This is a genomic window from Geomesophilobacter sediminis (assembly GCF_016458275.1).
Taxonomy (GTDB): Bacteria; Desulfobacterota; Desulfuromonadia; order Geobacterales; family Geobacteraceae; genus Geomesophilobacter; species Geomesophilobacter sediminis.
The window spans coordinates 16,147-29,069 of sequence record NZ_JAEMHM010000026.1 but is presented as its reverse complement, the minus strand read 5'-3'; the positions used below and the strand labels follow the sequence as shown (position 1 = coordinate 29,069).

Here is a 12,923-nt window from a genome sequence, read left to right as displayed (position 1 = left end):
AAAAACTTTTCCGGGAAATCAGCGCCTGGCGGGACTCTTCCGCCGGGTTCAGCGGGCGGGAGCCACCATGGGGGCCGCGGGAGCGGCAGGCTCGACCGGAGCCAGGGGCGCGGCAGGAGCAGGTACCAGCGGAGCCGCCGGTCCCATCGGCCCGGGGGAGCGCTGCCCCGGCAGCGAGAAAGGTGCGGGGGCGTCGGCCAGCGGACCGCGGAATCCAGCCCCGCCGCCGTACGAGTCGTAGTAACCCGGTGTCTGCGCCTCGTTTTGCACCGCGGCCGAAAAGGTCAGCAGATCGACAAGCAGCCATAAGGAAAAGACCAAGGTCGCCGCGACATACATCCGCCAAGCCCAGCGGTGGCTCCCCAGCCGCGAATTGCACAGAAGCGCGAAAGCCAGAGGGACAATCAGGAGCCGGAGGGCATGGCCGGCCCCGGCCGCGAGGCTCGGGTACCTGGCGTTGACGAAGTAGCAGACCGCCGCGACCAAGAGCAGGAAGAGCCCGTTTTCCCAGGCGGTGAAGAAGGGGAAGATGTTGACGGCGGGAACCGACGGCGGAGGCGCCGCTCGGGGAGGGGATGGCGCACGATGCGGTGGTGCTTGGGGGCGGGGAGGAGGCGCGGGAGGCGCGGTTGGGGGCGGCTCGACGGGAGCGGGCCCTGCTGCCGCGAGGTGCTCCTGGATCAGGTGGTAGGCCGCGTTGATTTCCTTCAGCCGCTCCTGCGCCACTGCCTGCTCCCGCGGGTTATGGGTGAACAGGTCCGGGTGCCAGGAACGCACCAGGTTCCGGTAGGCGCGGCGCAGCTCCCGAGGCGACGCGGAAGACGACAATCCCAGCACCCGGTAGCAATGCTCGAGTTCGTGGTTCACCGTCTCATCCCCGTCACTGCCCGCCACATCCCTTGACAACCTCCGCTTTCATCCCTTTCCGGGGCCGGAAAGGTCCGCAAGCAGTCTAGCTTATCCGCAGCGCCAGATAAAGGTTTTCTTTTGCCCGCACGGCCTGGAGGAGGCGGTCGCGCTCAGTCGGCCGCGACGGTGACCGGAGCACGGGAGAGGCTGCTGCGATCCAGTTCCTCCAACCCCGCCCCCAGTGCGGTGAGCCCTTCGTCGAGCTCGGCGTCGGTCACCGTCAGCGGCGGGATGATCCGTACGATGTTGCGCTTCATGCCGCAGTTGATGACCATCAAACCACGGCGCAGGCACTCCTCGATCAAAAGCGAGCAGCGCGGCCCATCCGGGGCGCCGTTTTCATCGACGATCTCGATGGCCATCATCAACCCGTAGCCGCGCACGTCACCGATCCACGGACAGGTGTCGGCGAAGGTGCGGAGCCGCGCCAGGGCGCGTTCCCCCAGCTCGGCGCCCCGGGCCAGGAGCCCTTCCTTCTTGATCACCTGCAGCGTGGCACGGGCCGCGGCACAGGCGACCGGGTTCCCCCCGAAGGTGGAACCATGCGCCCCCGGCTCCCACTGCGCCATCAGGTGCTGGCCGGCGACCACCGCGCCGAGCGGAAATCCGGACGCGAGCGCCTTGGCGACCACCAGGATGTCCGGCGTGACGTCGGCATGCTCGCAGAAGAACCACTTCCCGGTCCGGCCGATCCCGGACTGCACTTCATCGAAGATCAGCAGGATCCCGTACTCGTCGCAGATGGTCCGCAGCCCCTGGAGGAACTCCGGGGGCGCCGGATAGTACCCCCCCTCGCCGAGAAACGGCTCGATGATCACCGCGGCCACCTCGTCGGGCGGGACCTGGCGCTCGAAGAGCCGGATCGCTTCCTGCAGGCACCGGGTGCCGCAGGAACCGTGGTTCAGCCCCAGGGGACAGTTGAAACAGGCGGGATACGGGAGCTGGTAGACGGACGGGAGCAGCGGGTGGTAGCGCCTGCGGTAGGACGAGTTGCTCGTGGTGACCGAGAGGGCGCCGAAGGTCCGGCCGTGAAAGGCGCCGGTGAAGGAAACGATCGCCTGCCGACCGCTGACGTAGCGGGAGAGCTTGAGCGATGCCTCCACCGCCTCCGCGCCGGAATTGCCGAAAAAAAGCATGTCCAGGCCCGACGGCGTGATGGAGACGAGCTCCTCGGCGGCAGCGGTGGTGCTCTCGTTATGGTAGATGCTCCCGGTGTGAACGAAGCGGTCCACCTGCTGGTGAACCGCCGCCAGCACCTCCGGGTGGCCGTAACCGACGTTCAAGACGGCAAGTCCTGAAGAGAAATCGAGGTAGCGGTTCCCGTCGGTCGAAACAACGGTACAGCCATGCGCCTTTGCGATGGTGAAGGAATGGTAGTGATGAAGGACGGGTGGGAAAACTTTCTCGGCCCGTGCGCTGACCCCGAATGCCGTATCCATGGTGCCTCCCAGCACATTAATTTGACGATCAGAAGATGATAGCAGGAGGCTTTGCCACCGCAACAGATGCGGGCTTGCGGGCCGGGGAACTTTTCCGAGTGAGCGCTTGCAATCGCAGAAAAATTATATTAAGCTAACAAAGCTTTTTAACCATACAAATATAATTAAAACCAAGCATCGCCAACGCCAAGGAGGAGCCTATGTACAAGGAAAAAAGAAACTTTGCTCGGTTGGCTCTGCACGCGAAGGCAAACCTCCTGCACCAGGAATCCGTGCACGAGGGGGAAGTGGAAAACCTGAGTATGAAGGGTGTGTTCATCAAGACGCAGCACCGCATCGATATCGATGACACCGTTGCGGTGACCATCTACCACTCCCTGACCCCGCACGTCCTCTGTGACCTGAAGGCCAAGGTGATCCGGGTCACCGATCAGGGGGTCGGACTGCAGTTCGAAAAAACCCTCCTCGACTGACCCGCCACGGGCCCCCGCACCTGAGCCCCGGCGAACCGGCCGGGGCGTGCTCCCTTCCAGGCCGTCGAAGTGCCGCCACCGTCGGGGTTGGCGACACTTCCGGCGCTCCTGCCGCTACCTACCGTTGACTCCCGCGCGGTAACCGGCGATCGCCGCCTGCCCCAGGGCGATCCCTCCGTCATTGGGCGGCACGAACCGATGCCGGAAGACCTCCAATCCCCCCTCCTGCAAAAGCTCCGAAACCTCCTCCGTCAACAGCCGATTCTGAAAGACGCCGCCGGAAAGGACTACCCGGGTAAGCCCGGTCGCGGCAGCGATCCGGCCACACGATGCGCGTACCGCTTCGGCCACCGTCCGATGAAAGGTGCGGGCGATGTCGGCACGGGACCGCCCTTGGGCCAGGTCGTCGTCGATTGCGGCAAGGCACGGGAGGAAATCGACCTCGAAGCAGGGGTCGCCGTCGATCCGGTAGGGGTAGGGGGCGAAAGATCGCCCCGCTTCCGCCAACGCTTCCAGCTCCATTGCCGCCTGTCCTTCGTAGTGGACGCTGGTGCGCAGCCCGATCAGCGCCGCAACCGCATCGAAAAGCCGGCCGCAGCTCGAGGTCTGCGGCGTGTTGATCCCCTTTTCCAGCATGGCCAGGAAAAGGCTTTGCTGCTGGGGGGCAACGAGGTCGACCAAGGGGTGGGGTCGGTCGAAAAGCGCGGCGCCGTGGATCCGGTACAGCCAGGAGAGGGCCATTCGGTAGGGTTCCCGCACCGCGGCATCGCCCCCCGGCATCCCGACCCGGCTCAGGTGGCCGGCCCTGGTGTAACCGGCATACCCGCCGACCAGGAACTCTCCCCCCCAGACCGTCCCGTCCGGTCCGTAGCCGGTGCCGTCGAAGATGACCCCGATGGTCTCGCCATCGAGCCGGTTGTCCGCCATGCAGGCCGCGAGATGCGCGTGGTGGTGCTGCACCGCCAGCTTGGGGAGATCCATGTCCTGGGCGAGCCGGGACGAGAGGTAGTCGGGGTGCAGGTCGTGCGCGACGAGGGTCGGTGCCACCTCCAGCAACCGGCGCAGGTGGGCCACCGCCTCCTCGAGCCCGGCCAGCGCCGCCGGGTTTTTCAGGTCTCCCAGGTGCTGGCTCAAGACGGCGTCCTTTCCCCGGGTGAGGCAGACCGCCCCCTTAAGCTCGGCCCCCAGGGCGAGCACGCTGGGCTGGGGCGCCGGGAGCGGCAGGACGCGCGGCACGTACCCCCGCGAGCGGCGCAAAAGGAGCGGCTCGCCGTGCATGAAACGGAGAATGGAGTCGTCACTTCGCGTGTGGATCTCGCGGTCGTGGGTGAGATAGAGGTCGGCGATCCCGGTGAGGCGCCGCAAGGCGACGGCATCCCGGTGGATGATCGGCTCATCGGAGACGTTGCCGCTGGTCATCACCAGGGGGATCGGACCGCAGCGAAGCAGCAGGTGCTGCAGCGGCGTGGAGGGAAGCATCACCCCGAACCACCCGTTGCCGGGGGCAACCAACGGCGAGACGGGGGCGCCTTCCCGTTTTCTCAGTAAGACGATCGGTCGCTCCACCCCCGACAGCAGCCGCCCCTCGGCATCGGAGCAGTGGGCGAAGCTGCGCACCGCCTCCAGATCCGGCGCCATCAGCGCGAACGGCTTCTCGTCGCGCTTTTTTCTTCGGCGCAGTTCGGCGACCGCCGGGGCGGAGCCGGCGTCGACGGCGAGATGGAACCCGCCGGTCCCCTTGACGGCGACGACGGCCCCGGCCCGTAGGGCAGCGGCGGCGCGGGCGACCGGATCGCCCTCCAGTTCGGCTCCGTCCGGGGACAGAAGGCGCAGGCGGGGACCGCAGACGGGACAGGCGTTGGGCTGGGCGTGGAAGCGGCGGTCGGCTGGATCGTGGTACTCGCGGAGACACTCCGGACACATGGCAAAGGGGGCCATGGTCGTGGCCGGACGGTCGTAGGGAACGCCGGTGATGATGGAAAAACGGGGGCCGCAGTTGGTGCAGTTGATGAACGGGTAGTGGTAGCGCCGGTTCGCCGGGTCGAAGAGCTCGACCAGGCAATCATCGCAGACGTCGCAGTCCGGCGGGATCTCGGCGACGACGGCACCGGAGGCCTGGGACTCGCTGGCCAGGATGCGGAAGCCCTCCTCTCCCTCGGGCGCAAGCTCCCGGGTCTGCACGGAGGAAATCACGGCAAGCGGCGGCGCCTCCTCGGTCAACGCCCGGCAGAAGGCGGTACGCGCGGCGTCCGTGCCTTCGACTTCGATCTCCACCCCGTGGCCGGTATTGCGGACCCAGCCCCCGAGCCGGTGGCGGCTGGCCAGGCGGTAGACGAAGGGGCGGAATCCGACTCCCTGCACGATCCCGCCGACGTCGACACGTGTTCTCCCCGTTGCTGCCATCGGCAGGAGTCCCCCTTCCGGTCCCGGCGCGTCTGATGTAAAGCCGGGGTTCCAGGGTTGGCAAGTTAGCGTAAAGCCGGGGAAAGGTCAAGGCATGCGGGAGAGAGACGAAAAAGGCCGACCGGGTTGATCCGGCCGGCCGAGGCGGCAAGGTAGCTGCGGAAAAAGGGGGGCAAGCAGCGGCCCGGCAGCAGCTCAGCTGCCGTCGGAGTCGGAATGGTGCAGCGGAACGGGTTGGAGGGATGCCGCCGGGGCATGATAATTCACCACGCAGTCCCCCCCCCGGCCCTTTGCCTCAGCCAGAGCGGAGGCGGCTGCACTCAGCACGGACTCTGCCTTTGCCACGTGCACTGGAAAGAGGGCCATGCCGATACTCAGCGTTACCCGGACCGGAACGTGACGGTCGGCACTGCCGGCCACCGTGATCGGAAGGTGGGCGATCGAACGCCGGATCCGGTCCGCGGTGGCCGCGGCCTTCGCCTCGGAACTCTCCTGCAGGATCACCGCGATCTCGTCACCACTTGACCGCACCACCCAGTCCACGTCCCGCAGGCTCGAGGCCACCATCCGGGCGGTCGCGACCAGGACCTGGTCCCCCGTTTCCCGACCGTGCATCTCGTTGATGATCGCCAGATGATCAACGTCCAAAAGGAGGAGCGCCATCGTGGTCGCAAAACGTTCCGCCCGCGTCAGGGCCTGATCGAGAAACCCGGGGAGGGTGTTGTGGTGGAAGAGCCCGGTCAGCTCATCACGAACCGCATGGCGCGCCATGACCTCAAGCGGATCGGTCCTGCGGGTCAGGTCGCGCAAGGAAACCACATAACGGCGTCTGCCCCCCCAAACCATCTCCTCCACAGTCAAAAGGATCGGGAAGCGGGTGCCGTCCCGCCGGGTTGCCACCGTTTCGAACCCCTGGCCACCGGAGTCGGGGGTGGGGAGGCAGAGGGGCAACAGCATTCCCGCATCGTTGCCGAGGAGCTCGTGCGCGGGGTACTGGAACATCCGCTCCGCCGCGGGACTCACCCCTTCCACCCGGTTCTCCTCGGTAACCGTGACCACCGCGTCACAAAGGGGGTCACTGCCGGCGGGTCTTCCCAACGCGGACCGGACCTGCTCGACCAACTCCGCGATGACCGAAGGGAGCGGCTCCACTGCCCCACTTTTTGGATCGCGGCAACTGGTCGAGACACAGCAGGGGCCGTCGATGCGCCACTCGATCAGCAGATGCGGGACCCCCTTGATGTGGGGAATCAAAAGGGAGGCTTCTCTGGCCGCACAACTGAGGACGACCAGGTCCACCCCCCCACTTTTCAGCTTAGCCAAAGCCGTCTCGGCCGAGGTGGCCACTGTTCGCGCATAGCCGTTCAGCAACTTCAGCAGCGCCCCACCCCTTTGTCCGTCGTCAACAAGAACCGCTCTGATCGCTTCTTCCCTCATCGTTTCTCTCCCTGCCTGGCGCCGCGCCCCTCAGCTGAACCGTGGCACGGTTTCGCGTCAGGTTATGCATGACTGAAGGGTGAAGTAGAAGGTCGCACCCTTGTCGACCTCACCTTCCGCCCAGATTCGTCCTCCGTGACGGTTGATGATCCGCTGCACCGTAGTCAGCCCCACGCCGTTACCCGGGAAATCGGTACCGTTGTGGAGCCTTTGAAAGGCGTGGAACATTTTCTCGCAATCCGACATGTCGAATCCGATCCCGTTGTCGCGCACGAAGCACGCCTTGTCTGCGGCGACATCGCGGGCACCGAACTCGATAAAGGTGGTGGCCCGGGTGCGGGTAAATTTCCAGGCATTGCGCATCAGGTTCTTGATCACGATCTCGAGGAGATTGGCGTCGCCGAAGGTACGGATCCGGGGCTGAATGAGAAACTCCGCGATCCGGTCCGGAGCGCTCGACCGAAGTTCCTGTGCCGTGTCGGCGGCAATCTCGGAAAGGTCGACGACCTCCCGCTTGATATTCTGGTAGGAAAGCTGGGAGAGCTGCAGCAGAGCCTCGACCAGTTCGTTCATGTGCTGCGACGACTTGAAGATGCGCTCCAGGTAATCCAACCCCTGGCTGTCCAGCCGGTCGCCGTACTGCTCCTGGAGCGCCCTGGTGAAGCCGCAGATCCGGGTCAGGGGCGCGCAGAGGTCGTGGGCCACGGAATAGTTGAACGCCTCCAGGTCGCGGTTGATCGATTCCAGCCGGTCGGTCTGCTCGGTCAAAAGCCGCTCGATCTGCTGGGTAAGCGCATCGATATCCTCGTTGTTCGGTTTTTCCGTAAGCATGTTCCGTATGCTCTGCAGGGAGGTATGGACGGCAGCTTTGAGGTCGACGGCGTACGAGCTGTTCAGTACCTCCGGAACCATCTGCTTGTCGTTCAGCAGTTTTCCCTCTGCCAATCCCTTTTCCTCCAGCATCCCGGTCATAAGGACACCCCCTTGATGGTCCTTGCGACTCCGCACTCCCCGGCCGGCCCCGCACCTGCGTTTGCGAACTCGGAAAAGCTCCCCTTGAGCCACGACCGACCGTCCCGGCGCTAGACCCGGAAGTACAGGGTCGCCCCCTTGGCCCCGGTTTCAGCGGCCCAGATTTTGCCACGATGCAGGGAGATGATCTTGTGCACCGTCGCCAGGCCGATGCCGCGCCCCAGCGGCGAAGTCCCGCCCCACCCCGGATCGAACGGGTTGTCATAGCCGGCCTCTTCGCGGGCGCCATTGTCGCTGATGAAAATGCTCCGCTCCCCCTCCACCTGCGCGGTGCCGAAATGGATGACGGGATGGTCTTCGCGCAAAGCCGAGCTCCACGCGTTTTCCAGAAGCTGCTCCATCGCCAGGCGGAGCAGTTTTTCGTCGCCACGCACGACGATCCCCTCCTCGATGTTGAAGACCACCGGCCGTTCACCGGCGCGGACCGCAAGCCGCGCCGCGATCTCGTTGGCCATGGCGCTCAGGTCGACGTCCTCCGGCGAAAGATCCCCGGAAAAGAGCATGGTGAACCGAAGCAGCGCCATGATCCGCTCCACCATCTCCACGCTCGCGTCGTTGATCTGCTGCAGCATGGCCTGACAGGACTGCGGCAGAGCCGCCCCGCAGGCCTCCTGCATCTCGCGGCAAAATCCGCTGATCTTGGCCACCTGCCCGCTCAGGTCGTGGGATACGGCATAGCTGAAACCCTCCAGTTCGCGGGAGTGACGGTTCACCTCGGAACTCAGGCCGCGCAGCCGGTCCTCGACCCGCACCCGCTGGGTGATGTCGATCCCCATGATCCAGTTGGGCCAGCCGGTTATCGTCACGTACTTTGAGATGTTGGACCAGGAGACGCACCTTAAGCCGCCGTCCTTGGTACGGATCTGCCACTCCCGCCCGCGGTAGTCGCCGCCGGACGCGGGATGCGCCGCGCTCATCTCCTCGGCCGCCTCCGGATCGAAGAGGTCGCGCATCCGCTTCCCCATCACCTCCTCGGCGCGATACGAGGTGACGCGCTCGAACTCGTGGTTGCAGGAAACCAACCGGTGGTCCGCGTCGAAGGCGGCCAGGAGCGCGGGGAGATGCTGCAGGATGGTGCGCAGCCGACGTTTATGTTCCTTCAGGGCATCATCTTGCTCGTGGATCTGCTGTTCGCTGGCCCGCAGCGTGTCCTCTTCCTGCCAGTTCTCGTAGATCTTCCGCGCCAGCGCCGCGTAGGCCTGCTCGAGCTCCTGGCGCAGCTGCTTGGCTTCCAGGGCCGCAGCAGAGGCCCGTCGCATCGCCCCGATGAAGATCTCCAGTTCGCTGGCACGGCGCGAGGGATGCTGGAACTGCTCGGTAGGGACGTGCAGCAGGTTTGGGCAGATCTTGCCGCCGAAGTCGAGGTTCGGGTGCAGCTTCACGATCTCCAGGAGAAGCTCCGGAGCAAAGACCGTGCGATTGTAAAGACAAAGCACGGAGGCGTGATGCTGCACCACGAAGCCGTTCAACCGCGCCTCGAAGTCCATCAGGACCTCCCCCCCCACCCGCTCGGAAACCGCCCATCCCATGTCGCAGATGAAACGAACCCCCTTGAATCCTTCGCTCCCCGCTGCCATCGCCAGCTCGGTCAGATAGGCGATGACCCGGCCGACGTCGAAGCCTCCGCCACGGGTCCAGGATTCCTCGCGGGACAAGGAGACCAGCACCTTCACGCCGCTTTTCTGGGCCGCCACCGCGTTTTTAAGAACCCGGTCCAGGAGCTGCTCGCCGGAGTTGAAGTACAGGCAGCGCTCGCCCCCCTTCACCCCCTTTTCGATGAAGGAGACCACCGCCGGGATGAGTTCCGCCTCCCCCTGGTAGAGGAGGCACAGATGGTCGTGGCTCGGGATCTCCTCCACGGGCTGACGTTCGACAGGCTCTCGGGTGCTCTGTTGCATTGCCGCCCTCCACGTTCACATTAGAAAGTTTTTGTGAAACGTTTTTAAATATACCGGCGACTTTGGATTATGCAATGAAGATGCGTACGAGGACTGGGGTTTTCGAGCGGTGCCACGCCTGGTTGCGCCGGCACGATGCCGCCGGCGGCCTGGGGAGGGGGATTGGTCCGGGAGGGATGGAAGCGGGTGCGGTGGGAAAGGGTGCAGGCGAAGAGGGAACTGCTGGGGAAGCAGGGGCGGGCTGGTCAGCGGGGGCGGGCTGGTCAGCGGCGCCGCCCCGCCTCCCGCGCTTTCATCTTGGCAAGGAAGACCACGTGGCGCAGCCCGCCGTATCCGGGGCGGTGACTGGAAACGGAGAATCCGGCAGCCTGCAGGCGCTTGTCAAAGGCGGCGTCGTAGTTTTCGCCCCAGATGGCAAAGATGCCGCCGGTCTTGAGCACCGAGCGGGTAACCTCGATGGCCACCGAGCCGTAGAGCGGGTCGGCGATCTTGTCGGTCTTCGCGTGGGGGCCGCGATAGAGGTCGAAGACCACGGCATCGAAACGTTCCGGGGAACCGGAGCGCTTCCGGATGATCGCGGCGACGTCCCCGATCTCGACCTTTACCCGGGGATCGTTCACCGCCCCTGCCGTCAGCTCGGCGAGCGGGCCCCGGCACCACGTCACCACCACCGGGTTCAGCTCGGCCACCACGACCTCGGCGGTGGGAGGGAGCTGGTCCAGCACCGCGCGCAGAGTGAACGCCATCCCGAGCCCCCCCACCAGGACCCGCGGGGCCGCGGCATCCTTCAGATGACCGCAGGCCAACTCTCCCAGCGCCATTTCCGAGCGGTGCAGCGCGCTGTTCATCAGGACCTGCGTCCCTATGGTGATGAGGAAGTCCCGCGCGCCGCGCTGCCGCAGCTCCAGGGGCCCCTCCTCGGTCTCGATCCGGTCCAGAACCTTCCACGGTTGTGCCATATATATAATCTCCTGCGGGATGCTTGATACTGCCGGGCCGACCGGAATCAGCTTCGGCGCGGGGCGCGTCGCGCCGCCTCTTCGGCAGCCTCCGCTTCGCCTAAAACGGTGAGGTAGGTGCGGTACCGCTCGGCCGTGACGATACCTTTTTCGACGAGGGGCACCACCGCGCAGCCCGGCTCGGAGCGGTGCCGGCAGTTGTTGAACCGGCACGCCGTTTCCGCCTTCTCCAGACCGGGGAAATAGTGGGCTACTTCCTCGGAGGAGATGTCGACCAGGCCGAAGTCGCGAAAACCGGGGGTGTCGACCAGTTCCCCCCCCTCGGGTAGCCGGTGCAGCGACGAGACGGTCGTGGTATGCCGGCCGAGGCGCCGATATTCGCTCACTTCCCCGACCTTCAGATCGATCCCGGGGCAAAGCGCGTTCAAAAGCGAGCTTTTCCCGACCCCGGTACTCCCGACGAAGGCGCCGCGGTGCTCTTGATGGAAGAACTCGCGCAGCGGGGCGAGCCCCTCCCCGGTTTTCGCGCTGATGGCGAACACGGGAAGCTCGTCGTAGGTCTGCCGTACCGCGGCGGCGAAATCGCCCCCACCGGGAAGGTCGCACTTGTTCGCGACCACAAACGGTTCGAGGCCTGCGGCGCGGGCAGCCACGACGGCGCGATCGATGAACCCGGTCGGGGAGAGGGGAGCGACCACGATACCGAGCACATCGAGATTTGCGGCGACCAGGTGGATCCCGCCGCGGACGTCTCGGCGGCGCAGCTCGGATTGCCGCGATTGACGGGTCAGCACCTCGCCCCGGACCGTCACCAGATCACCCACGACATGGCCGGAATTTCGTTTCACCCGTACCATGCGCCGTTCGCCGTCCGGGAAGAGAACCTCGACCGAAATTCCGAAGTGGGAGACGATCACCCCGGGGAGGTCATGCTTGCTGCTCACTGCGTCTTTCTTCACATTCACATGCACTCCGCGCTGCCGCTGTCACAGGATGCCGCCCGACGCTCTCTCAAAGGCGCCAGCCGGCTCCCAACCACGGCCTTTTCTCCTATATTTCCCACACGGGTCCGTTGACAGATTCTTCTTTATCCACCATATTCTTAAGCATGTAGCCCGAAGTTATGTCAGAAGGCGCCCGATGAGAATTGCACCGTCTGACGCTCTGCAGTAGATCTTGAGCATGAGGTGCCGCCATGAACAAGGAAAGTATTGACGAGGCGATAGAGTTCTACGTCACCGAGCGGATGACTCCCCACGGCAAAAAGAAGGCCCTTTCCCATTTTCTGGCCTGCCTGTACCTGAAACAGCAACGGGAAGAGATCGTCGAATCCCTGCGCAAGGTTCTCGGCCTCAGCCGTTACTACATCGATCTCGCCAAGGTGATGCTCAACCCCTTCAAGGGACCGGAACTGGCCTGGCTCGCCACCATGATCAGCCTCGCCGTCTACGGGGGGGTGCTCATGTCCATCGACGAGGAGCAGACCCTGGGCATCTGCCTTTTCTCCGGTGCGGTAGTGAACGCCGGGTACCTGATCCGTTCGGTCGCCAAAAAATGGTGCGACCTTCACGTCATGATCGCCATCTATACCGAAATCATCCAGATCGTCGACGACGAACTGGAACAGCTCGCCTGATTCCAGCACCCGTCTCAAGGAGCGCCCCGCCCAGTTCGGCGAGACTTCCCACCGCCAGGTCGGTCAGCTCCGGCCAACGAAAGGACCGGGTGGTATCCACGTGTACCGTCGCGGCCCCCGCCGCGCGTCCCGTTTCCAGGTCGAACCGGTAGTCCCCCACCATCACCACCCGTTCCGGGTGAGTCCCCCACTTCGCCGCCAGCTGCAAAATGCCGTCCGGATCGGGCTTGGCCCGGGCCTCGTCGCGCCCCAGTACGTCCGCATGGTCCAGATAGGGGAGCACCCCGATCCGCTCCAGGGTGCGCAGCGCGTTGCCGCGCGTGTTGCGGGTCAGCACCCCCATATGGGCGCCGCGCCGGGAAAGAGCTGTCACCAGATCAACCGCCCCCGGCGCCGGCTCCGTCCTTCCCGCCAGTTCGAGCTCGATCTCCAGCAGGCGTTCCTGCTTGCGGAGCGCTTCGGAACTCGGCAGTCCCGCAAGGTGAACCAGGATGTCGTCCCCCTCGGGAATCCCGAGCTCCTGCCGGATTTGCGCGAAATCGTGAATGGCGACCGTGAGGGTACCGTCGAGGTCGAAGACCCAGTGGCTACTGCGCAGGATGTCCAGGGGGAGATGGGGGCTGTGCATACCCACCGTTGTAGCAGAAGAGCGGGGAAAAGAACAGCGGTTCAGTCAAGATGACCCCGCCACCGGGGGAAAATCACCGGGGGAGGCCCCTTTCCAGAAAGCGTGGGGG

General features: G+C 65.0%; 11 protein-coding genes. 2 read left to right on the top strand and 9 right to left on the bottom strand.

The genetic code is table 11. The annotated features are described in order from the left end of the window. Positions 1-48 precede the first annotated feature (48 nt). Together JFN93_RS23075 and JFN93_RS23070 are read right to left on the bottom strand one after the other, a co-directional pair. Positions 49-894, bottom strand: a complete 846-nt coding sequence (locus tag JFN93_RS23075; protein ID WP_199386748.1) for a J domain-containing protein — start codon at positions 892-894, stop codon at positions 49-51. A gap of 125 nt (positions 895-1,019) precedes the next feature. Next, a complete protein-coding gene (locus JFN93_RS23070; RefSeq protein WP_199386747.1) occupies positions 1,020-2,348 on the bottom strand; it encodes an aspartate aminotransferase family protein in 1,329 nt (442 codons plus the stop codon). Positions 2,349-2,548: 200 nt separating this feature from the next. Here JFN93_RS23070 and JFN93_RS23065 point away from each other — a divergent pair, with 200 nt between their 5' ends. After that, complete coding sequence (locus tag JFN93_RS23065) at positions 2,549-2,821, top strand: PilZ domain-containing protein (RefSeq protein WP_199386746.1); 273 nt, start codon at positions 2,549-2,551, stop codon at positions 2,819-2,821. A gap of 114 nt (positions 2,822-2,935) precedes the next feature. Here the strand turns inward: JFN93_RS23065 and hypF are convergent, their stop codons facing one another. From hypF to rsgA, 6 genes are all read right to left on the bottom strand, one after another. Beyond that, positions 2,936-5,224, bottom strand: a complete 2,289-nt coding sequence (gene hypF, locus JFN93_RS23060) for a carbamoyltransferase HypF (RefSeq protein WP_199386745.1) — start codon at positions 5,222-5,224, stop codon at positions 2,936-2,938. Positions 5,225-5,419: 195 nt separating this feature from the next. Beyond that, the gene (locus JFN93_RS23055; RefSeq protein WP_199386744.1) at positions 5,420-6,661 is read right to left on the bottom strand and encodes a sensor domain-containing diguanylate cyclase; all 1,242 of its coding nucleotides are present in this window, start codon (positions 6,659-6,661) and stop codon (positions 5,420-5,422) included. 57 nt (positions 6,662-6,718) lie between these two features. Continuing rightward, positions 6,719-7,633 carry a sensor histidine kinase gene (locus tag JFN93_RS23050; protein ID WP_199386743.1) on the bottom strand — a complete coding sequence of 305 codons (915 nt, stop codon included), beginning with the start codon at positions 7,631-7,633 and terminating at the stop codon, positions 6,719-6,721. Between the two features lie 110 nt (positions 7,634-7,743). Beyond that, positions 7,744-9,591 (bottom strand): MEDS domain-containing protein, encoded by a 1,848-nt coding sequence (locus tag JFN93_RS23045; protein WP_199386742.1) that lies wholly within the window; start codon positions 9,589-9,591, stop codon positions 7,744-7,746. 263 nt (positions 9,592-9,854) lie between these two features. Next, positions 9,855-10,550: a spermidine synthase gene (locus JFN93_RS23040; RefSeq protein WP_199386741.1), complete on the bottom strand. Its 696-nt coding sequence runs from the start codon at positions 10,548-10,550 to the stop codon at positions 9,855-9,857. Positions 10,551-10,597: 47 nt separating this feature from the next. Continuing rightward, positions 10,598-11,509 carry a ribosome small subunit-dependent GTPase A gene (gene rsgA / locus JFN93_RS23035; RefSeq protein WP_328754564.1) on the bottom strand — a complete coding sequence of 304 codons (912 nt, stop codon included), beginning with the start codon at positions 11,507-11,509 and terminating at the stop codon, positions 10,598-10,600. Positions 11,510-11,745: 236 nt separating this feature from the next. On the opposite strand from rsgA, the gene JFN93_RS23030 reads away from it, so the two are divergent. Then, the gene (locus JFN93_RS23030; protein WP_199386740.1) at positions 11,746-12,186 is read left to right on the top strand and encodes a GSU0071 family protein; all 441 of its coding nucleotides are present in this window, start codon (positions 11,746-11,748) and stop codon (positions 12,184-12,186) included. On the opposite strand, the gene JFN93_RS23025 is transcribed toward JFN93_RS23030, so the two are convergent. Beyond that, a complete protein-coding gene (locus JFN93_RS23025) occupies positions 12,146-12,814 on the bottom strand; it encodes an HAD family hydrolase (RefSeq protein WP_199386739.1) in 669 nt (222 codons plus the stop codon). The two genes, JFN93_RS23030 and JFN93_RS23025, sit on opposite strands and share 41 nt — an antisense overlap. Between the last annotated feature and the right edge of the window lie 109 nt (positions 12,815-12,923).

Coding starts and splice junctions, on each gene's coding strand:
- JFN93_RS23030 (WP_199386740.1), top strand. CDS start 11,746: ATGAACAAGGAAAGTATTGACGAGGCGATAGAGTTCTACGTCACCGAG.
- JFN93_RS23065 (WP_199386746.1), top strand. CDS start 2,549: ATGTACAAGGAAAAAAGAAACTTTGCTCGGTTGGCTCTGCACGCGAAG.
- JFN93_RS23025 (WP_199386739.1), bottom strand. CDS start 12,814: ATGCACAGCCCCCATCTCCCCCTGGACATCCTGCGCAGTAGCCACTGG.
- JFN93_RS23045 (WP_199386742.1), bottom strand. CDS start 9,591: ATGCAACAGAGCACCCGAGAGCCTGTCGAACGTCAGCCCGTGGAGGAG.
- JFN93_RS23055 (WP_199386744.1), bottom strand. CDS start 6,661: ATGAGGGAAGAAGCGATCAGAGCGGTTCTTGTTGACGACGGACAAAGG.
- JFN93_RS23040 (WP_199386741.1), bottom strand. CDS start 10,550: ATGGCACAACCGTGGAAGGTTCTGGACCGGATCGAGACCGAGGAGGGG.
- JFN93_RS23050 (WP_199386743.1), bottom strand. CDS start 7,633: ATGACCGGGATGCTGGAGGAAAAGGGATTGGCAGAGGGAAAACTGCTG.
- JFN93_RS23070 (WP_199386747.1), bottom strand. CDS start 2,348: ATGGATACGGCATTCGGGGTCAGCGCACGGGCCGAGAAAGTTTTCCCA.
- hypF (WP_199386745.1), bottom strand. CDS start 5,224: ATGGCAGCAACGGGGAGAACACGTGTCGACGTCGGCGGGATCGTGCAG.